Raw genomic sequence first — 24,775 nt, 5'->3', positions numbered from 1 at the left:
CCTCAGAACCTGATCCGTACGCCGCCGAAATACGCGCGGGGCGAACCTGCGTAGATGGAGCCTGTACTGTTCACGAGTGTGGCAGCACCTGCCTGCTGTCCATCTGATTGCAGCTTGTCGCTGATGTTTGTGGCACCCGCGATATAGGTCTGGTTTGCCACGTTTTGTACCTCAAAATACCAGTGCAGACGATGTGCCCAGCCATACCGGGCGGGCGGATCATAATGCATTTCCAGATTAAGCAGCGCATACCCCGGCGCTTTCAGGCGATTGGCGTTATCCAGCCAGTAAGAATCCCGCCACGTGACTTCCGCGTATCCACCCAGCCCTTCCAGTGGGCCATCAGGCTGGTCGTAGAGAAAGCGGGCATTGAGGAAATTGGGAATGACCCCGGGGATATAATGCCCTTTACGGCTGAAGCTGCGTGAGAGCACACTATTGGAAAGAACCTCGGTATAATTGGTATAAATCTGATTATCGTAGGTGTAACTCAGTTTAACCCGGCCACCGGGAAGCATTTTTGGCAACGGTTTCCACTCCACACCCAGAACAACACCCCGATGTTCAGACGCAGGCGCGTTGAAAGTGTAGGAACCAACCGTGTTAACGCCAGCAGACTGGCTGACCAGTTCGTTTTTATAAAACTCGTAAAAACCCGTTGCCTGGATGTTGATCGTCGAGGAGGGATGCCAGTCGGCGCCCAGATCAATGCCGACACTTGTCTGGCTGTTCAGTTGTGTGTTGTTTCCGTATTCCCCCTGCGGGGTAATGAAAAGATTGGAAGAGGATGGGGTGCCATAGGCTGTGCCAACACGGGTATGGAGTGTCCAGTCTTTTGATGGCGTGTAAATCAGTGCCCCTTCTGGCGCGAGATTGAAATAGAAACGATTGGCTGTGATGGCACGCTGGGTGCTGGCCGTCGCGGAGTAGCCATAAAGTGTTTCGGTTGCGCCGATATCGGAATATGTACCGCCAAGCCCGGCGACGATGTGCCAGTCAGGTGCAAAATGCCAGTCTTCCTGAAAGCGCGCACCAAGATTCCACTGGTGTCCATAGCTTTCGGAACTCATGGCCCCCCGTGTTGCACCGCCAAGAGGCATGATGTTGTAAGTCTGCGCACCAAAATCGAGATAATCGAAACTGATACCAGCAAATGTTTCCAACGCTCTGCCCGCGAGCCGGGCATGATTGGTAATGTCGCTACTGACATTATAGGAATTATAAGGACCGACATATCCCATAGGGGACGTCGGTTGGTCGATATGGCGCTGATCGTATGTAAACTGGTTTCGCCACGTTGTATGACTGTTAAAATCATGCTCCCAGCGCAGGCCAACCACGGTACGCCGATCAAAGCGCCCCAGACCTGCGGCTTCAGGGCTCATGGCAACCTTCGCACCATAGCGGCCATTGACCAGCAGACTGACAGACGCACAGCCAACTGCCGCGCTGGACGCATTGGCGCATCCCTGCTGGTAGGGGTTGGCGCGATACTGGTTGAGTGACAATCTTGCAGGCAGAAAAGCATCCGTAACGTTGTTGACAAATTTCAGGACAAGACGATCTGATGACGTCAGATTGACACGAAGACGCATATTTTCTGTCGAGGTATTATAACGGCTGTTGGCAATAAAGCCGTTCCCACGCACATCGCTGCCGAAGATCATCAGGTCGTAGCGCCTGTTGCCAAAGCCGAGGGTTGCATAGTTATTGAACATCCCGAAACTACCAAAATCGGAGCCCAGTTCCAGCCCGTGGACATCCGCTCCCTTCCGGGTACGGAAATTGATGGCGCCATTAATGGCGTAATTGCCATACAGGGTTGAGGCTGGCCCCTCGAAAACATCAACACCCTGATAAGCGTGGGGGTCAATCAGGTCGGCCCGGGCTGTCCCATCGGGTTGGGTCATGGGGAACCCATCTTCCAGAACCTGAATATTTTTAAGCCCCCATGATTGACGATCACCTGATCCACGAATGGAAACATTCGTATCACGAGGGCCATTCCCCTGCGTAAAGCTGACGCCGGGAATGGTCACCACCATATCCGCAACGCTCTGGCCAATCTGGTTCGCAAAATTACCTCTGTCGGAACTATAAGTCGTCTGGCCTGCCGGACGCGTAAGGGCAGAAGATCGGCTTGATCCCGTTACAAGAATCTGTTCGGTCTTGACGGGAGGTTTTTTTGGTTCTGGGGGCCGGGGCTTCTCCGCACCGATGGCAGCGTGCGCAGTGGTGACCGAGAAAATGGTGGCAGCCGTCAGTATCCCGTAAGACGGGCGTGAAAAACAAGCAGTCCGAAACATGTGAGGAACCCTGAAGAGATAGCACAAAAAGCTCACATGCATGGCAGGTGAGCAGCTCTTTCAATTCAGGTCAGGCAGGAGGTCCCTGAGGGCAGAGAGAAGTCCGTTTCGGTGTTGGCGGGCCCCGGATGGACGTGAACATCCATGCCTGACGCATGTTAGCAACACGCAATCCCACAAAAAGGCAGAAAACGATGCTTACAATAAGTAGGTCAAATACCTCGGACAGAAGAAAGCCGTCATCATCGGGAGCGGTTGAGCGATGGTGTTGTCCGTCTGGACCGGGCAACCTGCTCTGATCGTCGCAAAGAATACTCAGCTTTGTAAGCGTTTTGAGAGGATCGTCGATCAGCCCCGCTGGGGAAGCAATTCCGCCAAATGTCAGGCGTGCAATCAGTACAAGCAATACGAGAGGCCAGAAGGCCAGCAGGTAAGTTGAACTGTGAGCCCGCGGAGTCATGTATCACCGTTACATCAAGTTCTTTCTATTAACTAGGTGGACGGTTCTAAAACCCCCCGTGGTTTTGCATGTGTGTCCGTAATTCCATGCCTCCTGTGGTAATTGGGAGGATCAGCTTGAAGCTTTGACCCGGACTGTGGATTTTGAGATATTCTGCTCTGGTCCGGACAAGGCTCTGGCCTACTCCGATGGGAGCAAAGGCGGGCATCCGCCGTTTAATCCGGCGTTGATGTTTAAAATCCTGATGACCCAGACGCTCAACAATCTCTCTGATGAACGGACGGAATACCTGATCAACGACCGCCTGTCGTGCATGCGTTTCCTTGGTCTGGGCCAGTCGGATAGGCTCCGCCTCACACAAAAACAGGAATTAAAAACTTCAATCAATGCTTCTTCGACCCCTCCATGTCCGGGGTCAGCAGGAACCCTTAACCGGAGATGCCAGTTTGGTGCCTTCGAAGCCTGTTAAGAAGTAGCCAGAATCTTGGTCGCCTCTGTAACACAGGACTGTATCACACAGCGGGAAGCTAAAAATTTTGTGCTGTAAAATCAATCACTTATGTGGTGTGGCGGAGAGGGAGGGATTCGAACCCTCGGAACTATTGCTAGCTCAACGGTTTTCGAGACCGAAAATGAACCCCTTTCCTATCAAAGGGTTATCGAATTATGTTGTTGTTTTACAACGATTTTATCTACCCCTAGATGTATGATGATGGATAGAAATACCCTCAAATAGAAAGTCGATTGTCGCAAATTGTCGCAAGATTTGCCCCGTAATGTTCCTTTTCTGTTCCTAATAAATATTTCCTTAATCACGTATTTGTTATCAGACTCCCCTAAATACCCCTAGCTACCTCTAAATGCCCTAGCACTAGACTTCCTAACCCCTAGCGCGTCGCAACACCCTAACGCCTGAATCTTCGTCTGAGAGATGCCCTGAAACGCTGTGGAATGAGCAAAACTCAAATTTATGGACGTTTTTTAATAATTGAATTTGCAGTTCATAACAAAAAAGCAAAGAAAAACATTACAACAGAAGTCATCTATGCTTGGTCGCGATCAATTATCGCACTTTCTTATTACCCCCTTATTATAAAATGAATTTCCTTAAAAAGGAATTCGATACGAAAAGCATAATTGTACAAAATCAGTTATTTTTTTGACCGTTTTTGCACAATAAGATTGTCACTTTTTGCACAATCAACCTAAAGCAATTTGCTCTTTACTTATTCCACAAATTTGCATCATGCTTGTTTCAAGCGCCAAGGCAAAAAGCCCAGCCGCAACCTAAATAAATCATGAAATATAAAAGGAACACTAGCCATGAATCTTCCGAAAGACGATTCACGTCTGCTTCTCACTGAAGACCAGGCCGCCGCTATGTTGGGGGTCTCTCCTTCGATGCTGATCAAATTGCGTGCCGCGTGCCGTCACAATACCAACGGGCGGCAAGGCCCCGCGTATGTAAAGCTAGGAAAATCTGTCCGGTATCGAATTGCTGACCTGGAAGCATGGGTTGAGAACAGTATCGTCCGCCCAGCGACATCACCAACCCGTCCGACAAGGGGGCGTCCACGCAAAACAGAACCCAGTGATGCTGTTGCAGCGTAAAGGGTCAGCGCGATGATAATAAAAAGAAAACGCTGACCACTCCCGCCACAGGAGCGCTTGTCGTCGATGGCAAAACGAGAAAAGCGAGATTGGGTGGACGGGGAATAACGCAAAAAAGTCGCGGAGGGGTCGTCTTCAACAAATCTCTTTTGCCTGATGCAAACATAAGAAATATGAGCCTGCTGCACGAGACACACCGCAGGCAGTTGTGGAGACGTAAAATGGACATAGATTTTAATTATGACGACATTCGTAACCTTCGTCGTGGAGGCGAAGACTGTCCGCTCTGGACTCAGGCTCAAGCAGCAGACATCGCTGGGGTCAATGTTTCGACATGGCGGCGATGGGAATCAGGGCGTCACCAGATGCCCAAAAAAGTATTCAACGAGATGCGTGAGCAAGCGGCTATCGAAGATTTGGCCGTCATGGCTGATGCAAGTCGTTTTATTGTCGAAGCGATCATCAGCATCCTGCCGCCTTCTGATGCCCAGATTTGGGCGGATGATGCTTGGTGGCGTGTTTACGGAGAGGAGTATGATGCGGGCGTAGCGCTCCATGACGATTGTGTCTGGCCCTCTCATCCCAGTTGTGTCATTCGCCGCGCGATTTACGCCGATGAGTCAGCAGATTTGAGCGCAGTGAGAAATGTCCCTTCCGCCTCCGACCCAATTTGGGGCGGAGCATGGAGGACAATCGAGAATTACGCAAAACTATATGATTCAGCGTCAAAAATCGATATTTACGGATGTTGGCCGCCGCATCCGCGTTATGTGATCGCACTGGGGATATGCTACACTCAGCCTACCAACCTGAAGCAGACGATCAACATGATAGCCAAGGCGCGAGCAGAACGATGGATGATCGCTACCCCAGGCCGTGAGATGCCCGTCATGAGCGGTGGACGATACGATCTCTGGTCTATCCTTCGAGATCGCCACATGTTGGAAAGAGAATTAAAATCCTTGATTCGCGCCTGCCACATAACCTTGCGGTTATCCAAAACAGAAGGCGATCTACTATATAGAAGGCCGCCTTTTTCTTTCACGCAAAAACCAGAACCAATTCAAAGAGACAACAAGTAGAAATAGAAATTATTCTATTTTTATTCGTTTTTTTCTTAATTTTTAGGATACTTTGTCCTACTTAAAAAAGGCAGAGAGACGCAAAATGGATACAAAAACGACTTCGATGCTTGTGTTGCTACCGCGATCGAATACATGCGCCGCGAGACCATTTGCCAGGCATATTTGGTTACGCAGACCGCTGATATGCCGATGAGCTCACAAGCGCTACTTGATCATGCCGATTCCCGTCTCGGGCCTGACCATTCAGAGAAATGAAGATAGCACCGACAGCCACAGAAGTATTTGAATTACTAGTAGGTTTTCTCTGCAAGGAAATCGCCATCCAGAAGGTTGGCTACACTATCAGACTGGTGGTGGCTACCAATTATCATCTTGTGGCGACGGGTGCGCACGACCTGGAGGGTTCGAAAAACCCTCGGGTTATGAGGCTCTGTCTGTGACTCCATGTCTTCTGAGTTGATTGGAAGGATAGATGATGAAGCAGACGGGATTTTTTGATGTTGAAGAGCGGCTTGCTCGGCTGAGCGGGCTTGGTGATCAACTCGAAGCCTTTTCCCGGACTGGGGATTTTGAGGTATTCCGCCCGGAGCTGGACAAGGCACTGGCCTATTCAGACGGGAGCAAAGGCGGGCGCCCGCCGTTTGATCCGGTGCTGATGTTCAAGATCCTGGTGATCCAGACACTCAACAATCTGTCCGATGAACGGACAGAATACCTGATCAACGACCGTCTCTCCTTCATGCGCTTCCTTGGTCTGGGGGTGTCTGACCGTGTGCCTGAAACGGTGTGGCTGTTTCGCGAGCGTCTGACCCAGGCTGGTTCGATTGGTGGTCTGTTCAATCGCTTTGACGCAACCCTGCGTAACGCTGGTTATCTGCCGATGTCAGGCCAGATCCTGAATCCAACGCTGGTAGCGGCTCCGAAGCAGCGCAATACCAATGCGGAGAAGGCGGATCTGCGTGAAGGACGGATCCCACAGGACTGGCAGGACAAGCCGTCAAAGCTGTCCCACAAGGACAGGAATGCGCGCTGGCCCCTGAAGTTCACGAAAGCAAAGCGACAGGAAGATAGGACCATGCCGGCAACAGATCTGGCCATCCCGTTCTTCGGCTATAAATCGGACATCTCCATCGACCGGAAATTTCGGCTGATCCGCAAATGGAAGACGACAGATGCGGCCGCCAGTGATGGCGCGCGATTGAGAGAGGGAGCTGCTTGATAAAAGCAATACAGCCTCAACAGTCTGGGCAGACACAGCCTACCGCTCAAAAGCCAATGAGGACTTCATGGGAAAGAAGGGCTTTGTCTCCAAGGTTCACAGGAAAAAGCCGCACCTCAAGCCTATGCCCCGCCATATCCAGAGATCCAACGCTGGAAAGTCCGTTATCCGGTCGCGTGTCGAGCATGTCTTTGCCGATCAGAAATCACAGACGGGACTGTTCGTCCGAACCGTAGGCATAACGCGGGCCACCATGAGGATCGGCCTGGCCAATATCGTCTATAATATGCGTCGCTTTCTCCTTCTGCAGCGGATTAACGCCGCCGCGTAGCAACCCAGAGCACGAAACCCTCGCTCTGCTCAAATCGCAGAGCGAAAACCAGGATAAGAAAGCAGAAATCAACATGTCAAAAACCTAAAATCAGGCACAAGAGCAGTCAGTTAAAGGTTTTTCGAACCCTCCACCTGTTTCCGCCTCCAATCTCAGTGTACTGACCGGCCATGGGAGTCTCGTCATGGCCCATTTATCTGCCCCAGACAGGATCCTGGCAACGTGATGCACAGATACTTCTCATCTTCTATGCAGCTAATCGGCATTATCCTAAAAATTAGCGTGACAGTTCCATGGAATGAAGAAGTGCTTCTGCATGAATTACGAGCGTATCGAGACATGGTATCGAGAGTGTGACACCGTCAAACAGAAGCGGCAGTTCTGTACATCCCAGAACAACAGCATCTATGTCGGATTCAACGGTCATTCTCTGAATGATGTTCAGAAACTCGGTCTGCGTCGCCGATTTGACTATTCCATGTTCCAGTTCAGTCGATATTTTCTCCACCACGAAATCGAAGTCATGTCCTGTGGGGATTACCACGTCTATTCCGACTTCCCTGAAAGGCTTCTTGAAGAAATCCTCTTCCATGGTGAAACGGGTGCCCAGCAGGCCTAACTTTTTCAAACCCTGCTTTTTTGCTTCATCGCGGGTTGTTTCGATAATGCTGACAAGCGGCACAGACGAGTGTTCGCGCAAGGCATCAAAAACAATATGAGGCGTATTGCCCGTAAGCGACACGATCTCGCAGCCCGCTGCTACCAGATTATTGATGCCGCCCACGAGATAACGCGTTAACCCATCATAATCTCTGTCCGAGCAATATTTGAGAACATTGAAAACATTCAGGCTTTCTATCGTCAGATTAGGAAAAAACTCCTTTCCAACCCGCTTATTGGCTCCATAAACAATTTTCTTGTAATAAATGAGCGTGGATTCTGGACCTGTTCCACCAATTAAGCCAAGTTTTTTCATATCCACCTCTCCCAATACCCAGATTTCCGCATCAGAATGCAGAATGTCAGCCCGTTATCGTAACGCGTGGCTTTCGGTCACTCAAGATTGACCTGTGTCGGCATAAACACAAAACACTCTGGGCCACCCGATCAAAAATCATGCCGCTTTTTCGAAATAGGATGTTTTTACGCCTCGCATTGTACCTTCAGTCCCTGGAAGTGTTTATCTGTGGGTAAGTAATATGGCGGCTGCTATCAATAATCGCAGATTCAGTGAGGTGCGCGGGAACGGCATCCGTCATGGACATGATATGAAAGACTGCCACCCCGTGGGCTAGGAGATAGTCTGTAACGATGCGCCTGTGACAGCGCCACCAGAGCACTTCCGCGCACATGATCGCAACAGTCGCCTGCTGTCCCGCTTCGATAAGCCGGATGAGACCTCGGTGAAAATCTTCCCCAAGCGCATAATCAGCATAATTATGAAAACTCTGGACACGCCAGAATGCGTTGGTCTCCGCAGGCACCGTCTTCGACCGTGGCCGTCGTCCACCAAGCTCTGGAAAATGACTATATCCGATCCCCTGTGTCGCCAGTTCCGGCTGGAGACTGGCGCCATCATAGTCGCGATTACGTCGGGAATACGGAAAAGCCCTCACATCCGCGATCAGTGTCACGCCATAATGACGCAAAAGCGCTATAAAATCAGATAGCGCAAGCGTGGAATGCCCAATGGTGTAGAATGGATGGCAAGAAGATGATCTTGCCTCCCCTGCGAGGTTCACATTGGATACGGAGTTTTCCATGCCGTCACAAACTTTCCAGATCGGAGATATCGTATCCTGGAACTCGGAAGCGGGATACGTCAGTGGACGGATCAGAGCCATTCATACGGAGCCCTTTCTGGTCAACGGCTATCAGCATCACGCGACGGCAGAACACCCTCAATATGAAATAGAAAGCCTTAAAACCAGCCATATCGCCTTTCACAAAGGCACGGCCCTGACCCTTGCAGAGTAACTGGATCACCTCCTGAGTCAGCATGATGACTGCGCCGCAATATCCATCAACGCAGAGACAGCCGGATTAGCTGAGGCAATCGGAGCGCAGAGCACCACATCCAGCGTCGGGGCGGTCCTTAAAGGTTTGGAGACAAGGTTCTCATCAAGCATACTGCACAGGGATTCCGGAATAAGTGCGACCCCCAGTCCCTCGGCGACAAGTTTTATGATCGTATGTTGCAGTCTGGGTTCCAGGACAAAATTGGGGGAAATCCCACCAGCCGCAAAATAACTGGCAATCGCTGACCGCAGGGTCGGGGCGACAGACGTGGGTGTCGCAATAAGCCTCTCATGACACAGATCGTCCGGCCCAATCACTCTTTTATTGGCGCACGCATGATCTGCTCTCAGGATCATTCGTAATTTTTCTCTTGCCAGATGGATTGTCCGTAAATGCGGAGAATAGCCGGGGGCGAACGTCACTGCGGCATCCAGTTTTCCTGCCATCAGCATGTCATCGATTTCCGTAGGTGTCCGTTCTTCCAGAACAAGCCGCACGTCAGGTCTGATCTCCGAATAGCGCTGCACAAGTCGCGGTACGACGCTATGGGCCGCGTGCATCATAAATCCAAACCGCAACTCGCCCTTCATGCCGCTCGCCACCAGCCTGACATCCCGACAGGCGCCATCAAACTGTGCAATGACAGTGCGACAATCGTCCAGAAAGTGTTTTCCGGCTGGCGTGAGCGTGACGTGTCGCGAATTTCTTTCAAACAGCTTAACACCCAGTTTCTGTTCGATCAGGGCGATCTGACGACTGAACGGCGGCTGGGTCATATGCAACAATTTAGCCGCCCGACCAAAATGGAGCGTTTCCGCGAGCGCCATGAAATAATGCATATGCCGCGTGTCCATCTGATACCTTCAAAGTATTATTTGAGCCAGAACTGCGCATTGGATTATATCAATAAGGTCGCATAGTGTCACACGCTCTTAAGACCTTCAGAGCCTCCTGATGTTCACGAATATTCTGATCGTTCTGCCAATTTTCGCGCTTATCCTGACCGGATGGATCGCCCGCAAGACCGGAGCGCTTGGTCCCAACGCCACACGGGAAGTCAATCGCCTGGTGGTCTATCTAGCACTGCCTGCAGTGCTGTTTGACATCGTGGCCAATGCGAAACTGGCCGACATCTGGGAGCCCGGGTTTACCCTGGCGTTTGCAGGCGGCTGTTTCATCATATTCGGCGCGACCCTTTGGTGGAGGGTCTCTTCTGGTCATGCTCTTGCTGACGCCGCAATTGATGGCCTCAACGCCAGCTATGCCAATACGGGATTTGTCGGGTTTCCTCTTGTTCTATCCCTCGTTGGTGACAGAGGCATAGCGCCAAACCGTGCTGACACCGACAGAATGCCGAAAGAATGTGAACATGGGTGCATCATTCGTTGAATCACCCGTGTAAAGCACCGCGTCAGGATCGGTGCTGATATCGAGGTCATAATGTTCCAGAAGAATGCGTCGTGACATCGACAGTTTATCGTACTCGCCGATCCATCCGAGAACCCACAAATTATTGACCGTTATATTCAGGGGGGCCGCCTTCAATGCTGCAAGAATGGCGTCTCTTTCTGCGGGATCGTGCGGCTGTGAAAACGCAGAACGAAAATCACCTAGAGCGGTTCCACTTTAATCTGGCTCATATCCGGCGGCTGTAAAGAAACTGGCGCATTGGCTGAGAGTGAAAGCCGGAAGCAGCGCGCCAACGGTATCCCACAGAGCACCGACAGTCCGTTCGGCTCTGGCGCACAGCAAGGCCTTGAGTTTTGAGAAGGCCATCTCGATGGGATTAAAGTCCGGGCTGTATGGCGGCAGGAACATCAGTTCCGCCCCTGCCTGCTCAATGGCCTTCTGTATCGCCGGCAGCTTATGCGCCGGAAGATTGTCCATCACGACGATATCGCCCGATTTCAGTGTCGGGATGAGAACCCGTTCGACATAGACCTGAAAGATCCTGCCGTTCATGGGACCATCATGCACGAAGGGCGCGGTCAGGCCTGTCAGACGCAGCCCCCCGGTGAAAGTCGTGGTTTTCCAGTGCCCATGCGGCACACCGGCGCGGCAGCGTTCCCCGCGCAAGGCACGTCCGCGCAGACGGGTCATCTTCGTGGAGAGGCCGGTTTCGTCAATGAACACCAGACGCTTCGGATCGAGGTCAGGCTGGAGATCAAACCACTCCTGTCGTCGCTTCAGGACGTCTTCACGCTCCTGCTCCAATGCATGAGCGGTCTTTTTTTGAATGTCCATCCGTGTTGCCGCAGCCAGCGACTGAGCATGCTGCGACCGATCCCGACGGCCCGTTCGCTTTCCAGACGCGCCATCATTTCGTGAAGCGTGATGTCTTTCTGCGCTTCAATCATGCCGGCAATGAACGCTTCATGCGCGTCCAGCCGTGATCCGCGTGGTTTGTCCTGGCGACGGGGCGTCCGCTCGCCGCTCTCACGTTCCCGACGCAGCCAGCGGATCGCCGTCGAAATCCCAACACCGAACCGTGCCGCAAGCGAGCGAGCTGACGCTCCCCCAACTCCAGCTTCCAGAACCCGCTTCCGAAGATCATCACTCAATGCTCGTGCCATCACCGTCTCCATCAAGGAAAATGGTGAATCACATCGCGCCTTCACTGTCACCTCTCGATTCAGGGTTCAGTGGAACTGCTCTAGATAAGCTTCGATCAACATACTCAAGCTCTGAAATCAAAAGCTGAGCGCAGCAACAAAAGGCTCTTCAATCCTTCCTGTTCCGCCTCCCTTCTAAAATCATTTTGACATCGGATTGTTTCACTTATACTGTCCAAATTCTAATCTCCTCTCTGTCAATGGCGGCGGACTGGGCACGCACCCCTTGGGGTAGAGATAGCACACAGAGCGGATCAACGGCGGTTCGCTGGCTCTGAAGAGCAATGGTTTTTGTGTTTGACGCACAGACCATTTGAAAGTTGTTCTGTGGATAAAGGTTTTCTGAAAGCCGGTCACGCGCCAACACTGGTCGCGGCATTTCTCTACTTTGATGTTTCTTTCATGATCTGGGTGCTGCTTGGACCATTGGGCATTTCAATTGCCCATGATCTCCACCTGAACGCTGGCCAGAAAGGCCTTCTGGTTGCCACACCTGTTCTGGCTGGTGCAGGCCTGCGTGTTCTGGCTGGCGGGCTGGTGGATGTGTTTGGGCCACGCCGCGTGGCCATTGGTGCGCAAATCAGTGTTATTCTGGGTCTGCTGCTCACATGGTTTCTGGCCCCTCATACGTATCTCAGCATGTTCTGGGTAGCGCTTGTGCTTGGCATTGCGGGAGCATCCTTCGCGATTGCTCTACCGTTGGCCTCCATGTGGTATCCCCCCCGTTATCAGGGCACTGCGCTCGGTATCGCTGGCGCAGGGAATTCCGGGACGGCGCTGGCCTCCTTGTTCGCGCCGGGCTTGGCGGCAATGGTGGGCTGGCTGAATGTTCTCGGCCTTGCCACCTTGCCTCTTATTGCCGTCCTTATTGCCTTCCTGTGTCTGGCCCGTGAACCCGCTACACGGCCTGCAAGCCTCCCGCTTTCATCTTGGGGTCCCATCCTCAAATCGGGTGGATGCTGGGCGCTCATGTTTTTTTACAGCGTGACGTTTGGTGGATTTGTCGGTCTGGCTGCGTTCCTGACCATTTATTTTAATGACCAATATCACCTCTCTCCCGCTGTAGCCGGAGCCTGCACAGCTTTTGTGGTCTTTGCCGGTTCCTTCATCCGGCCTGTTGGAGGGGCTTTGGCAGACCGGGTAGGTGGCACAAAAGCACTTATGCTTCTTTACAGTCTAGCTGGTGCCGTTTTTCTGGCTATCTCCGCAGGCTTGCCCTCTGTCTATCTGGCGTTTGCTGCATTTTTCATCGGCATGCTGACACTGGGGTTGGGTAACGGCGCAGTTTTTCAGCTTGTTCCTATCCGCTTTCCGCAACAGGTTGGTATTCTGACAGGGCTTGTCGGTATGGCCGGAGGCGTGGGCGGGTTTTACCTTGCCTCTTCTCTCGGTGCCGCACGTCAGATGACTGGCTCCTACGGCCCGGGCTTTTTTATCTTTGGGCTTATCTGCCTTATAGCATGCGGATGTGTCACTCTATGCCACCGCAAATGGGCAGGAAATTCTTGATGAAACATGTTACCCGCACCTTACGTTATTGGAAAAGCAGTGGTCTTGCCCTCAGCCTTGCCATGACTGGCCCCGCATGGGCTGACAAATTGACTACACCAGCTCCCACGCCTCTTTTGCCGGTTGTCCCTGTCCCAGTTCTACCTGCGCCAGACAAAACAGCCATGGTTAAGGGGGCCCTGTATCATCCGGACTGGCACCTGTTTAACGCAGCCAATAGCGGTGCGTCAGGCTTTGGTGTGGTGAACGGATATGGCCAAGCCCGCTGGGCGGAAGACTGGAGTGCACTTGAACACACACCACGCACCCAGCGGCAAAAAGACTGGTTCAACCGCCTGAAATACGTGAAGCTGAACGATAGCGGTAGCATCTGGATGAGCTTTAGCGGTGAAGAGCGGCTAAGGTATATTTTTGAAAACCAACCCATGCTGGGGTACGCTGGCAAAACAAATGCAAGCCGCGTTCTGTTACGTAACCAGTACGGTGCGGACCTGCATTTAGGCGAGCACGTACGCGCCTACGCCGAGTTTTTATATGGTGTAGCCGGTGGATCCAACACGTATGGCTATCAGACAGGGGCACAGCGTGAGAGCTTGGACCTCCAGCAAGGTATTCTGGAAGTAAAAGGCAATCTGCTAGGTGCCAAGATGGGCGTTATCGGGGGGCGACAGATCTTTCTGGATGCACCCGTCTCCATGCAATCCCCACGCGACCTGACAAACGTGCAGCAAACTTGGGATGGTTTCCGCGGTTATGCCGTGTGGAAGAGATTCCGAGTTGACCTGTTTGACTTCATGCAGACCAATAAACTGCCGCAAAAAGTATTTGCAGATGGCACAAATTATAGCGCCCGCCTGTATGGTGCCTATACCTCCACTGCCCTGCCGGCCTTTCAGTTTATGGGCCAGAAAAGCCAGATGTTCGCAGATGTCTTTTTTCTGGGGTATTTATATAATGGCGCAGCAGCCGCTATTCCGGCAGCAGCATCTGGCAGTTTGCAAAAAGGCTCCTCCCGTCGCGATAACGTGGGCCTCCGTCTGTGGGGCAATGTTGGTCCCTTCAGCACGAACCTGACAGGCATTTTTCAGGGCGGTGAATTTCGGCCTGCGCAAGCCAGCCAGCGCACACGGCCTGTGCGGGCTTACGCCATTAACGGCAGCATAACTTACACACGGGCTGACTGGGCGGGCAAACCGGGTTTTGGTGTGCAGGGAGACCTTTTTTCAGGAGGGTCAGCACGGAGCCAGGACGGCGCAGTTGGCACTTTTTCTACGCCATTTGTACCGTTGCCGTATTACAATGACATGTCTCTGTCACTCACCTCGCAAAATCTGATTGGTGTTGGCCCTATCGCCAACTTTACAATACGACCCACACTGCACCTCAAGCTGCATGTGCCGTTCTTCTGGCGTGCAAGCACTCAAGATGCCGTCTATGGCGGCAACAGCAAGGTGTATAACTGGCGTAACGACCTGCATGGCGGGTTTACCGGCGTTATGCCCTATACGCAGCTATCATGGAATTTTGCCCCCCCACTGGGCATGGACGCATGACATTGAAGGCATTCTCCTCTCCCGCGGTATGAGAGATGTCGGGGCCAAAGAGGGCGCCTTTTACATGCAAACCCTTGAGTTCAAATTTTAAACACAGGAACCAAACCCCATGACCACCAAAGACAATATCATTATTGTTGGCAACGGTATGGTTGGGCACTACTGTGCCGAACAACTCGTGATGCACGGCCTGCACGAGAGCCATCAAATTCATGTCTTTGGTGAAGAACGCCATCATGCCTATGACCGTGTCCATTTAACGGACTACATGACTGGGCAAGATGCACTGGCCCTTCGGCTGCATCAGGATGACTTTCATACTGCGCATGGGTTAACGCTCCATCTCAACACCCGGATCACGCAGATAGACCGGGCAGCAAAAACTGTCACAACGGCGGAAGGCACCCTTCCCTACAGCACTCTTATTCTTGCCACAGGCTCCCTTCCCTTTGTACCGCCGGTGCCCGGCAATACCGGCACGGCGGGTCTTGTTTACCGCACATTGGAAGATTTGGACCTGATCCGCGCTGCGGCACAAAACGTGCAACATGGCACTGTTATTGGAGGTGGCCTATTAGGGCTGGAAGCCGCCAATGCGCTAAAGGTGCTGGGGTTGAATGTCAGTGTCATTCAACTTGGCTCCCACCTTATGCCCGCTCAGCTTGATGCCGAAGGCGGTCAGGCGTTGAAGCACCGTATTGAAGCACTGGGCATTGATGTGCGGGTGCGCCACACCACACAGGAAATACAGCCCGGCACCACCCACCGCCACAAACTTGTTTTTGCTGATGGAACAAGCCTGGAAACGGATATGGTTGTGTTTTCAGCAGGCATTCAACCGCAGGACAATCTGGGGCGGCAATGTGGCCTGCACATTGGCCCGCGTGGGGGCATTGTGGTCAACAACCAGTGCCAGACATCAGACCCGCATATTTTTGCGATCGGTGAATGCGCGTTGTGGGAAGGGCAGATTTTTGGTTTGGTTGCCCCCGGCTACACCATGGCCCGCACGGTCGCTGCGCTATTGGCTGGTGACACGGAAGCCAGCTTTACCGGTGCAGACATGTCCACAAAGCTCAAACTACAGGGGGTGGATGTCGGCTCTATCGGAGACGCACATGGTCTGGAGGCCGGTTCGACAAGCTATCGTTTTATTGGCGAGGCCGATGGCTCCTACCGCCGCCTTGTGCTGTCTGCTGACGGCAAGCGTGTTACCGGCGCTGTGCTGGTTGGGGATAATTCTTACTACGACACCATTTTTCAGTATGTGCAAAACAGCATAGCTCCTCCTTCAGACCCCGCCGTACTGATTTTGCCACGCGGCGAAGGCGCTGAGCTACTGGGCGCTGATGCCCTGCCAGACACAGCGATGATCTGCTCGTGCCATAACGTGACCAAAGGCGCTATCAGCGCTGCTATTGAGCAGGGCTGCACAGACCTTGCAACACTCAAGAAGGGCACAAAAGCCAGCACGGGCTGCGGTGGTTGCGCCGCCCTTTTGAAAAATGTTTTTGAAACAGAACTGACCGCTCGCGGCATAACCGTTGATCGCAGCTTGTGCGAACATTTTTCCTACACTCGGCAGGAGCTTTACTCTCTGGTTCGTGTTCATAACATCCGGACCTTTGAAGACCTTATGCTCCAATTTGGCAATGGTGGCCTTGGGTGCGATATCTGCAAACCTGCCGCAGGGTCCATTCTGGCGTCTGCGTGGAACAAGCCTATCACGGACCCGCTCTACATCCCGTTACAGGATACCAATGACACGTTCATGGGGAATATCCAGAAAAACGGGACCTATTCTGTGGTGCCCCGTATTGCTGGCGGAGAGATCACGCCTGATAAACTGATTGTTCTTGGTGAGGTCGCCAAGAAATACAATCTCTACACAAAAATCACTGGGGGACAGCGTGTTGACCTGTTTGGTGCACACCTGCACCAACTCCCGGCAATCTGGACAGAGCTGCTTGATGCCGGGTTTGAGACAGGCCACGCCTATGGCAAGTCAACACGCACTGTCAAATCCTGCGTAGGCAGCACATGGTGCCGCTATGGCGTGCAAGACAGCGTTGGTAAGGCGCTGGATCTGGAAAACCGCTATAAAGGGCTGCGTTCCCCCCACAAGCTCAAATTCGCCGTGTCTGGCTGCACTCGCGAATGTGCCGAGGCGCAGAGTAAAGACGTAGGCATTATTGCTACAGAAAACGGCTGGAACCTTTATGTATGCGGCAATGGCGGGATGCGCCCCCGCCACGCAGAACTCTTTGCCACAGACCTCGATTCAGAAACTCTCGTAAAATACATAGACCGCTTCCTGATGTTCTATATCCGCACGGCTGATAAACTACAGAGAACTTCTGTCTGGCGGGAAAATCTGGAAGGTGGGTTGGATTACCTGAAAGACGTCATTATCCATGACAGTCTTGGCATTTGTGCAGAGCTGGAACAGCAAATGCAGCATGTGGTGGATACCTACCACTGTGAATGGAAAGATGCCCTGACCGACCAGGAAAAGCTCAAACGCTTCCGTACTTTTGTCAATGACAGCCGCCCGGACCCCAACATCCGCACTGAACTGGAGCGCGACCAGATAAAACCTGCGGACAATTTGCCTGAAATTGCGCTGTCTTCTGGCCCGGTAGACTGGACGGACCTCTGTGCACAAAGTGACCTTGTGGCACGTTCTGGCGTTGTGGCCCTTCATCAGGATGCCCAGATCGCGCTCTTCTATTTGCCCGATGCCTCAGGTGGCGGACGGGTCTATGCTGTTGATAACCATGACCCCTTCTCTCACGCCAATGTTCTAGGCCGTGGGTTGATGGGAGACCTCAAAGGTCAGCTCGTTGTCGCGTCACCACTCTACAAACAGCACTTCAACCTTGAAGATGGCACCTGTCTGGAAGATGCAGACAAGTCAATTCGTGCATGGGATGCCCGCCTGAATAATGGCCGTGTGGAAATTCGCGCACGGGCGGTTACGGCGAAGGCAGAAGCTGTTCTGGCGTAACCTGCCATGACGTGCAAGGAAGTCCGCTCGGTCTGCCCCTATTGCGGTGTCGGTTGTGGCATTGTGATGGAGGTAAAAGACCAGAAAATTGTTCGGGTGCGGGGTGATACCACGCATCCGGCCAATAAAGGGCGCCTGTGCACTAAAGGAAGCTCCTGCGATAAACCCGTTACATCCTCCGCACGTCTGGACACGGCACTTGTTCGGGCAGACCGGACAGGTTCCCCCGAACCCGTTACCCTAAACCATGCCATCCAGCAGACTGCCGCTCGGCTTAAAGCCATTCTGGACACAGACGGGCCAGATGCCATTGCACTCTATGTGTCGGGCCAGATGTCTCTGGAAGCCCAGTATCTCGCCAATAAACTGGTGAAGGGCTATTTACGCACACCTCATATCGAGTCCAACTCACGCCTCTGCATGGCCGCCGCTGGGACCGGTTACAAGCTCTCTCTGGGGGCAGACGCACCGCCCGGTTCTTACGAAGATTTTGATTGCACCAATCTGTTTTTTGTCATTGGCGCAAACATGGCGGACTGCCACCCCATTTTGTTTCTGCGCCTCATGGACCGTAAACGGGCATCTGGCGCAAAACTTATTGTTGTAGACCCGCGCCGTACGGCAACTGCAGACAAAGCCGATCTGTTTTTACAAATTCGCCCCGGCACGGATCTGGCACTGCTTAACGGGCTGCTGTTTCTGCTCAACAAACTTGGCGCTATTGACCCGCACTTCATTGCCTCCTGCACCACGGGGTGGGACGATATGGGTGCTTTTCTGGCAGACTACACCCCCGCGCATGTTGCCCGCCTGACCGGCCTTGCAGAAGCAGACCTGCACACCGCCGCACGCTGGATTGCCGAGGCAGGAGACTGGCTCTCCCTCTGGACAATGGGCCTCAACCAAAGTGTTTCTGGCGCGTGGCACACCAATGCATTGTGTAACCTGCACCTTGCAACCGGGGCTATTTGCCGGCCCGGTGCCGGGCCGTTCTCTCTTACCGGGCAGCCTAACGCCATGGGCGGACGCGAGATGGGGTATATGGGCCCCGGACTTCCGGGCCAGCGTAGTGCCTTGTCCGCGCAAGACAGGGCTTTTTGCGAAAAACAATGGAACCTGCCATCCGGTACCATCCGGGATAAGGCCAGCGACGGTGCTATTGCCATGTTTGCGGATATGGCAGCAGGCGGCATCAAAGCCTGCTGGATTATCTGCACAAACCCCGTTGCCACCGTGCCCCGGCGGAGTGTGGTTAAAGCAGCTCTGGAAAAAGCCGAACTCGTTATCGTTCAGGACGCCTATGCCGATACCGAGACCGCACACTATGCTGACATTCTGCTACCGGGTGCCTTGTGGGCGGAGGGAGACGGCGTACAGGTTAACTCTGACCGTACACTCACCCTCGCGCCACAAGCTGTACCACCACCCGGAAGTGCTACGCCAGACTGGCAGCTTATTGCGCAGGTTGCCTGCGCCATGGGGCTTGAAGAGGGATTTTCCTTCGCCTCCGCAGCAGACGTGTTTGCTGAAGCAAGCCGCTTCGCAAACCCCATAACGGGGTATGATATCTCTGGCGTCAGTCATAATCGGCTCAAAACAGGCCCTGTACAATGGCCTGCTCCTGCGGGTGACACGGCTGCACGCCACCCTATCCGCTACTGCCCCACCCCCGGTGCACCACCCGTGTTTGCAACACCGTCCGGCAAGGCCGCATTTTTTGCCCGCCCGTGGATGCCTGCGGACGATGCTCCTGATGAAGAGTACCCCTTTCTGCTGAACACGGGGCGCGTGCAACATCAGTGGCATACGCTCACCAAAACAGGCCGCGTGGCGCAGCTTAACAAACTCAACCCCGGTCCCTTTATAGAAATTGCCGCAGAGGACGCAGAGCGGTTGGGTTTGAAGGACCAAAACCCTGTTGAAATCCGGTCTCGACGCGGGAGCGCAACCCTGCCTGTGCGCATCTCCTCCACTGTTGCGCCGGGCACCTGCTTTGCACCTTTTCACTGGAATGATCGGTTCGGCACGCAGCTCTGCCTTAATGAACTGACAACGGATCAGGTTGATCCGATCTCACTCCAGCCCGGCATCAAGCAGTGCGCTGTCTCCCTTACCGCTGCCCGCACGCCCCCTCTCGCTGTACAGGAGGAAACCACCCTCATGCCTACTCAGCAAATTGCACAGCATTTCGGCCTCGCGCCCTATAAAGCACCAGTGCTTTCACAAGATCATAAAAACTGGCTCACCGGATTTCTGGAAGGCCTGCAACTGGCACCCCCAAGCAACACACTCCCGGTTATTCCGGCTTCCGCCCCGCTTTCCGCAGAGCAGATCACTTATCTGAATGGCTTACTGGCGGGTTTGTATTCTCGCGCCCCTACGGCAACCACCGTTCTGACATCTTCCTCCGCCACACCGTCTTTGACTATCTGGTGGGCGTCCCAAACCGGGCGAGCAGAAACCTTAGCATCTGACTTAACAGCGTGGCTTCGTGAAAACGGGCATGATGCACCGGTTGCCGGGTTGGATGACTGCAAGCCTGACGCCCTGTCGGGTACAGCAGTTTTTGTGGTTTCTACTTTTGGCGATGGGGAACCCCCAGATAATGCCACCACCTTCTGGGACGCGCTGAAACAGCAGCAGGCACCTATTCCAGCCTTACGCTACGCGGTCATTGCATTGGGAGATTCCACCTATGCCAGTTTCTGTGGTTTTGGTCGGATGCTTGATGAGCGGCTGAAAACGCTGGGGGCAATCTCTCTCCTGCCGCGCGCCGACTGTGAACCGGATTTTGAAGACACGCTGGAAAACTGGCGACCACAGTTTCTGACTGCATTGGGTGACACTGTTACACCCAACGCTCCTACCACGCCAGCCGTGCCCGCAGCCCCAGCCGCTATTACCCGTAATACACCCGCCTTGGCCCGCCTTGTTGCCGTCAAGCGTCTGACAGGTGATGATGCGGAAAAAGAAACATGCCATATTGTTCTTGATGTTTCTGGAACAGGTTTACAGTATTCTGCCGGAGACGCACTGGGCGTGTGGCCCCGCAACAATGAAAGCGTGGTGCAGCGTGTGTTGCAAGCCTTACAGCTTTCAGAAGATACACCACTTATACTGAAGCGCAAAGGGGCCTGTACATTGGGTCAGGCTCTACGGTCCTCGTTTGACCTCTCACGCCCAAATCCAGCCCTATTGGAGCGGATAGGCGGCGGAGACGGTGGCTATCTGCCAGACCTTCTGACGCCCTTTGTAGCACCACCAACCCCTGATGAAATTCCGACCCTGTTCCGCCGAATGCAACCAAGGCTTTACTCCATTTCCTCTTCCCCGCGCACTGTTCCGGAGCAGGTGCATCTCACGGTTGGTGTCAACAAAACCCCCTTCCCCGGTGTCTCCTCCACGTGGCTGGCAGGGCTGAAACCGGGCGATGAAGTGCCTGTCTTTGTGCAACCAACCACTCATTTCCAGCTTCCGGTAGATGATAGCCTTCCCGTTATCATGGTCGGGCCGGGCACGGGCATTGCCCCCTTCAGGGCATTCCTACAAGAGCGCGCCGCACGGCAGGCCACAGGCGCTAACTGGCTATTTTTTGGCGAACGGCACGCAACAACTGGCTTCTATTACCATGAGGAGTTGGAAGGCTTTCTGGCGCAAGGAATCCTGACACGGCTGGATACTGCCTTCTCCCGCGACCAGTCAGACCGTATTTATGTGCAGGACCGTATGGCAGAAAATGATGCCACGTTATGGGAGTGGCTGTGCCGTGGTGCCCATGTGTATGTGTGTGGTGACGCAGCACGCATGGCGCGGGATGTTGACAGCACCCTTAAAAAGATTATCGCACAGCATGGACAGATGAGTGCCGAACAAGCAGAGTCCTTTTTGGCCGAATGTTCCCGCACTGGTCGTTATCTCCGGGATGTGTACTAACAGGAAGACTGTACATGATGAAAGTCCTTCTGGCAGATGAAAACTCCCACCGTGCCGGAGCGCTGGCACGACTGCTGGAAGCTGACACTAGTCTGGATGTCATTCTGTTAAACCCGCATGCCAGCCTGATAGAAGCCGTAAGATGCCATGCCCCTGATATCGTTCTGGTAGACATCAGCCGTGCGGATCGAGACGCACTGGATAGCGTGCGTGCGCTGGCGGCCTCTCCGTTGGAGCGACCGGTTGCTTTGTTTGTGGATGAAGACGATGAAAGCTTGATGGAAGATGCGTTTGCCGCAGGTGTCTGTTCCTACAATATACTTGATACACCAGTAAAAAATGTAAAACCGCTTCTACGCTCCGCTATCGCCCTTTATCATCGATTTCAGAAAACGAATGCGGAGTTGCTCGCTGCAAAGAAAACCCTTTTCGAGAGAGAGACCATAGATCGTGCCAAATTGTTATTCATGAAGCACGAATGCTGCAAGGAAGAAGAAGCCTACCGTTGGTTTCGGAAACAGGCCATGCAACAATCACGAAAAATAATAGAGATTGCTTCAGATTATCTATCTAACAATGCCGGGAAACCTGTAGAATGAGTGCTCCATGCCGTATTGGCCTGCTGCAATTAGCAGATAGTGCTCCTGTTATTGTCGCACACGCGCTCGATATTTTTTCTAAATATGGGGTGAAAGTGGAACCAATCATTGTTCCCTCCTGGGCTAACATTGCTGATGGGCTTGTCTGGAATGGGCTTGATGGTGCCATTATGTTTGCACCCCTTGCCATTATGACCACACTTGGGCAACGTGGCCGCGCCATAGCGTTACGCCCTGGCCTGCCACTGAGCCGCGAGGGCAACAAAATTGTATTACGAGGCCAGCAAACTGAACAGGAACAGTGGTACTCAGACGGTGATAAGCACAGAGCGTTCCAACTCTGGGCAGCTACTCTTAATCGCAAACCGCGCCTTGGGGTCGTCCATCTTTATTCTACACACTATCTTATTTTGACACGTTTTCTTAAGAGCATTTCCATTTGTCGGGACACGAAAACGGAAATTGTTATTATGCCACCAGCCAACATGATTGAGGCTCTGGCCACTGGAGAGATTGACGGTTTTTGCGCAGGGCCGCCCTGGGGAACTGATGCAGCACTCAAACATCTGGCTTTCCCTGTTGCTAGCTCTGCTTCCATTGTCCCTGGGCATCTGGAGAAAATGCTGTTTCTGAAAGAAACATGGAAGACTGAAAATCCAGACGCCACTCACCGCATCTACAATGCCGTGTGCGACGCTGCCAAAATATGCACTGCACCAGAACAAACCGCATATATTACCAACTTGCTCAGTGCCCCACTCACTGCATGTGGACTAGACCTGCCAACAGAAGCCGTCGCCACTGTTATGCCCGCCTCCCCCGCAGTGCCAGATACGATGATATTTGATACGATGCCCCGCAGTGCAGCATCCTCTTTCGGCTGGATGATCCAAGACATGCAAACAGAAGGCTGGTTAACAGCCCCGTTACCGGAAACACTCAGCAATCTGAACTGGTTGTAAGTTCCATAAGTGAGTCCGACATCACTGAATAATAAACGGGTTCTGAACGATATTATTTATAGGATCCGCACAAATGGAGGATTAGAAAAGCCCCTCTGTTTATCAGTATCTGTTTATGATTCTATCGTTTATCTTACGATAAAATATAGATGACGAAGCAGTTCTGTTTCTTTTATGTTGAAGCGTGACTTGCTCGTCTGGCGGTCTTGGTGACCAACTTGAGACTTTTTCCCTGACTGTGGATTTTGAAGTATTTCGTCCTGATTTGGAGCAAAGGCGGTCGTCCAGATGATGGGACATGGCTTTATTTCGGGCCGCTAGAAGGTTCATGGTCTCGGATGCCGACGGCCTTGCTTGATGACCCAACCGTTTCTCCAGAGACACTCGCCACCGCCGTCCAGCCTTGGGCAGATTTACCCCCGATAGGTGGCAGCGCCATGGATGCAGATGGCACACTTATTTTACCAACCTTAAAGAGAACAGCCTCTATCGGCGGAATAGTTCCGGACAGATCAGTAAAGTGATGTCTGACCCACGCCTGCACTGGGCTGATGCTCCGGCTTTGGCACCAGATGGGCGACTATGGATCCCTGTCGCACAACTGGATCGTCCGCCCCAGTTTCATCAGGGGCACTCCTTAATCAAGCCACCATTTCTTCTGGTATCGATTGACCTTCCGACTACTCCGCAACAGGCACGACACTAGGTCTTGTATCCTCAGCACGAAAAGACACAGGCTGGTCATGAGAAACCCAACAAAAGAGTAAGGCTGGAACCCATTCTGACAGACTTCGTTTTGGAAGAAGAAGGAGTCAAAAACGGTGGTTTTCGGATTGCCGTCAAGCACTCATCTTTGTCAGTCATGATGACATACCCAAAATGCGGCTTTTTGATGAGTCGATTGCTGCTGTCAGACGCTGGATGGTTGAGACAGACACCCCCATGACCTGAGCAATCTGACCATTGGTCTGACCTGTTGTTGCCAGCATTCTGACATGGGATTTCTGCGCCGCCGTGAGCTTGGGTTTACGCCCAAGCCTCACCCCGGCCTCACGGGCGGCTGCCAGACCAGCAATGGTTCTCTCCCTGATAATCTCACGCTCAAACTCCGAAAACCCAGCAAGAATGGTCAGGAACAACCGCCCATTGGGCGTATGTGTTTCAACACCAATATTGATAATCCTTAGCTTGATACCGCGCTCATTCAAGATCCGGATCAGGCCAATGACATCCACGGTATCCCGACCAAGGCGATCGAGTTTGGCCGCCACCAGACAATCTCCTGACTGAAGAGTTTTCAGAAGACAGGAGAGGCCAGGCCGGTGAAGGGCCGGCACACCCCCTGAAATCACATCCTGTGTAATCTGCTCATCAGAAAGACCTTCCTGCCGCAAAACCAAAATCTGCGGATCATTGGTCTGATGCTCTGTCGACACCCTGACATACCCATAACGTCGCATGACCCATAAACCCCCTTTTTGACCCGGAATTTCTTACATCTTCCGCATGACGCGAGAGATGTTCAAAAACCACGGATTCTGCTCACACCATTCAGTGTAGCGTGGCGTG

16 protein-coding genes, 1 tRNA gene and 3 pseudogenes are annotated in these 24,775 nt (G+C 52.9%); 12 read left to right on the top strand and 8 right to left on the bottom strand.

Annotated features, from left to right (window positions below):
* Nucleotides 1–2 precede the first annotated feature (2 nt).
* Both PY793_RS04210 and PY793_RS04205 read right to left on the bottom strand, forming a co-directional pair.
* On the bottom strand, nucleotides 3–2,306 hold the full coding sequence (locus PY793_RS04210; protein WP_275176854.1) for a TonB-dependent receptor family protein: 2,304 nt from the start codon (nucleotides 2,304–2,306) through the stop codon (nucleotides 3–5).
* A 70-nt stretch (nucleotides 2,307–2,376) separates the two neighbouring features.
* Nucleotides 2,377–2,766 (bottom strand): hypothetical protein, encoded by a 390-nt coding sequence (locus PY793_RS04205; protein ID WP_275176853.1) that lies wholly within the window; start codon nucleotides 2,764–2,766, stop codon nucleotides 2,377–2,379.
* Between the two features lie 109 nt (nucleotides 2,767–2,875).
* Between PY793_RS04205 and PY793_RS04200 the strand changes: the two are divergent.
* Nucleotides 2,876–3,109 (top strand): annotated as a pseudogene (locus tag PY793_RS04200) (transposase); the annotation flags it as partial.
* A 224-nt stretch (nucleotides 3,110–3,333) separates the two neighbouring features.
* Here PY793_RS04200 and PY793_RS04195 read toward each other — a convergent pair.
* A tRNA-OTHER gene (locus PY793_RS04195) sits at nucleotides 3,334–3,412 on the bottom strand.
* 677 nt (nucleotides 3,413–4,089) lie between these two features.
* Here PY793_RS04195 and PY793_RS14180 point away from each other — a divergent pair.
* The 3 genes and pseudogenes from PY793_RS14180 (at nucleotide 4,090) to PY793_RS04185 (ending at nucleotide 7,012) form a co-directional block, all read left to right on the top strand.
* A complete protein-coding gene (locus PY793_RS14180; protein WP_126621485.1) occupies nucleotides 4,090–4,377 on the top strand; it encodes a helix-turn-helix transcriptional regulator in 288 nt (95 codons plus the stop codon).
* A 221-nt stretch (nucleotides 4,378–4,598) separates the two neighbouring features.
* Nucleotides 4,599–5,459: a hypothetical protein gene (locus tag PY793_RS04190; RefSeq protein WP_275176852.1), complete on the top strand. Its 861-nt coding sequence runs from the start codon at nucleotides 4,599–4,601 to the stop codon at nucleotides 5,457–5,459.
* A gap of 475 nt (nucleotides 5,460–5,934) precedes the next feature.
* Nucleotides 5,935–7,012 (top strand): annotated as a pseudogene (locus PY793_RS04185) (IS5 family transposase).
* Between the two features lie 277 nt (nucleotides 7,013–7,289).
* Here PY793_RS04185 and PY793_RS04180 read toward each other — a convergent pair.
* Together PY793_RS04180 and PY793_RS04175 are read right to left on the bottom strand one after the other, a co-directional pair.
* Nucleotides 7,290–7,988 (bottom strand): aspartate/glutamate racemase family protein, encoded by a 699-nt coding sequence (locus PY793_RS04180; RefSeq protein ID WP_275176851.1) that lies wholly within the window; start codon nucleotides 7,986–7,988, stop codon nucleotides 7,290–7,292.
* A gap of 187 nt (nucleotides 7,989–8,175) precedes the next feature.
* The gene (locus PY793_RS04175) at nucleotides 8,176–8,775 is read right to left on the bottom strand and encodes a DUF488 family protein (protein ID WP_126621482.1); all 600 of its coding nucleotides are present in this window, start codon (nucleotides 8,773–8,775) and stop codon (nucleotides 8,176–8,178) included.
* On the opposite strand from PY793_RS04175, the gene PY793_RS04170 reads away from it, so the two are divergent.
* Nucleotides 8,774–8,989 carry a hypervirulence associated TUDOR domain-containing protein gene (locus tag PY793_RS04170; protein WP_126621481.1) on the top strand — a complete coding sequence of 72 codons (216 nt, stop codon included), beginning with the start codon at nucleotides 8,774–8,776 and terminating at the stop codon, nucleotides 8,987–8,989. The two genes, PY793_RS04175 and PY793_RS04170, sit on opposite strands and share 2 nt — an antisense overlap.
* A 17-nt stretch (nucleotides 8,990–9,006) precedes the next feature.
* Here the strand turns inward: PY793_RS04170 and PY793_RS04165 are convergent, their stop codons facing one another.
* Nucleotides 9,007–9,870 (bottom strand): LysR family transcriptional regulator, encoded by an 864-nt coding sequence (locus tag PY793_RS04165; protein WP_232015061.1) that lies wholly within the window; start codon nucleotides 9,868–9,870, stop codon nucleotides 9,007–9,009.
* Between the two features lie 115 nt (nucleotides 9,871–9,985).
* Between PY793_RS04165 and PY793_RS04160 the strand changes: the two genes are divergently transcribed.
* Nucleotides 9,986–10,420: an AEC family transporter gene (locus tag PY793_RS04160; protein ID WP_275176850.1), complete on the top strand. Its 435-nt coding sequence runs from the start codon at nucleotides 9,986–9,988 to the stop codon at nucleotides 10,418–10,420.
* Between the two features lie 237 nt (nucleotides 10,421–10,657).
* Here PY793_RS04160 and PY793_RS04155 read toward each other — a convergent pair.
* A protein-coding gene (locus PY793_RS04155) for an IS630 family transposase (RefSeq protein ID WP_408744661.1) occupies nucleotides 10,658–11,604 on the bottom strand; the annotation gives its coding sequence in 2 pieces (ribosomal slippage) (nucleotides 10,658–11,268 and nucleotides 11,268–11,604; 948 coding nt in all).
* A gap of 366 nt (nucleotides 11,605–11,970) precedes the next feature.
* Here PY793_RS04155 and PY793_RS04150 point away from each other — a divergent pair.
* The 6 genes and pseudogenes from PY793_RS04150 (at nucleotide 11,971) to PY793_RS04125 (ending at nucleotide 23,206) form a co-directional block, all read left to right on the top strand.
* The gene (locus PY793_RS04150; protein ID WP_275176848.1) at nucleotides 11,971–13,152 is read left to right on the top strand and encodes a nitrate/nitrite transporter; all 1,182 of its coding nucleotides are present in this window, start codon (nucleotides 11,971–11,973) and stop codon (nucleotides 13,150–13,152) included.
* Nucleotides 13,152–14,796 (top strand): annotated as a pseudogene (locus tag PY793_RS04145) (alginate export family protein). The gene PY793_RS04150 and the pseudogene PY793_RS04145 overlap by 1 nt, the downstream one beginning before the upstream one ends.
* A gap of 18 nt (nucleotides 14,797–14,814) precedes the next feature.
* Entirely contained in the window at nucleotides 14,815–17,712 is a 2,898-nt protein-coding gene (gene nirB / locus PY793_RS04140; protein ID WP_275176847.1) for a nitrite reductase large subunit NirB, read from the top strand.
* A 6-nt stretch (nucleotides 17,713–17,718) separates the two neighbouring features.
* Nucleotides 17,719–21,645, top strand: coding sequence for a bifunctional nitrate reductase/sulfite reductase flavoprotein subunit alpha (locus PY793_RS04135; RefSeq protein WP_275176846.1), 3,927 nt, complete (start codon nucleotides 17,719–17,721; stop codon nucleotides 21,643–21,645).
* Nucleotides 21,646–21,662: 17 nt separating this feature from the next.
* Nucleotides 21,663–22,244: an ANTAR domain-containing response regulator gene (locus PY793_RS04130; protein ID WP_094755508.1), complete on the top strand. Its 582-nt coding sequence runs from the start codon at nucleotides 21,663–21,665 to the stop codon at nucleotides 22,242–22,244.
* A complete protein-coding gene (locus PY793_RS04125) occupies nucleotides 22,241–23,206 on the top strand; it encodes a CmpA/NrtA family ABC transporter substrate-binding protein (protein ID WP_126621478.1) in 966 nt (321 codons plus the stop codon). The genes PY793_RS04130 and PY793_RS04125 overlap by 4 nt, the downstream gene beginning before the upstream one ends.
* A gap of 860 nt (nucleotides 23,207–24,066) precedes the next feature.
* Here PY793_RS04125 and PY793_RS04120 read toward each other — a convergent pair.
* Nucleotides 24,067–24,666, bottom strand: a complete 600-nt coding sequence (locus PY793_RS04120; protein ID WP_025825621.1) for a recombinase family protein — start codon at nucleotides 24,664–24,666, stop codon at nucleotides 24,067–24,069.
* Nucleotides 24,667–24,775 lie beyond the last annotated feature (109 nt).

This window comes from Acetobacter fabarum, from assembly GCF_029069195.1.
Classification (GTDB): Bacteria; Pseudomonadota; Alphaproteobacteria; order Acetobacterales; family Acetobacteraceae; genus Acetobacter; species Acetobacter fabarum_A.
This window is presented reverse-complemented; position numbering and strand designations above follow the sequence as displayed.

Excerpts from the sequence above, each read along its gene's own strand:
- PY793_RS04210 (WP_275176854.1), bottom strand. The coding sequence starts at position 2,306 with ATGTTTCGGACTGCTTGTTTTTCACGCCCGTCTTACGGGATACTGACG.
- PY793_RS04205 (WP_275176853.1), bottom strand. The coding sequence starts at position 2,766 with ATGACTCCGCGGGCTCACAGTTCAACTTACCTGCTGGCCTTCTGGCCT.
- PY793_RS14180 (WP_126621485.1), top strand. The coding sequence starts at position 4,090 with ATGAATCTTCCGAAAGACGATTCACGTCTGCTTCTCACTGAAGACCAG.
- PY793_RS04190 (WP_275176852.1), top strand. The coding sequence starts at position 4,599 with ATGGACATAGATTTTAATTATGACGACATTCGTAACCTTCGTCGTGGA.
- PY793_RS04180 (WP_275176851.1), bottom strand. The coding sequence starts at position 7,988 with ATGAAAAAACTTGGCTTAATTGGTGGAACAGGTCCAGAATCCACGCTC.
- PY793_RS04170 (WP_126621481.1), top strand. The coding sequence starts at position 8,774 with ATGCCGTCACAAACTTTCCAGATCGGAGATATCGTATCCTGGAACTCG.
- PY793_RS04175 (WP_126621482.1), bottom strand. The coding sequence starts at position 8,775 with ATGGAAAACTCCGTATCCAATGTGAACCTCGCAGGGGAGGCAAGATCA.
- PY793_RS04165 (WP_232015061.1), bottom strand. The coding sequence starts at position 9,870 with ATGCATTATTTCATGGCGCTCGCGGAAACGCTCCATTTTGGTCGGGCG.
- PY793_RS04160 (WP_275176850.1), top strand. The coding sequence starts at position 9,986 with ATGTTCACGAATATTCTGATCGTTCTGCCAATTTTCGCGCTTATCCTG.
- nirB (WP_275176847.1), top strand. The coding sequence starts at position 14,815 with ATGACCACCAAAGACAATATCATTATTGTTGGCAACGGTATGGTTGGG.
- PY793_RS04135 (WP_275176846.1), top strand. The coding sequence starts at position 17,719 with ATGACGTGCAAGGAAGTCCGCTCGGTCTGCCCCTATTGCGGTGTCGGT.
- PY793_RS04130 (WP_094755508.1), top strand. The coding sequence starts at position 21,663 with ATGAAAGTCCTTCTGGCAGATGAAAACTCCCACCGTGCCGGAGCGCTG.
- PY793_RS04125 (WP_126621478.1), top strand. The coding sequence starts at position 22,241 with ATGAGTGCTCCATGCCGTATTGGCCTGCTGCAATTAGCAGATAGTGCT.
- PY793_RS04120 (WP_025825621.1), bottom strand. The coding sequence starts at position 24,666 with ATGCGACGTTATGGGTATGTCAGGGTGTCGACAGAGCATCAGACCAAT.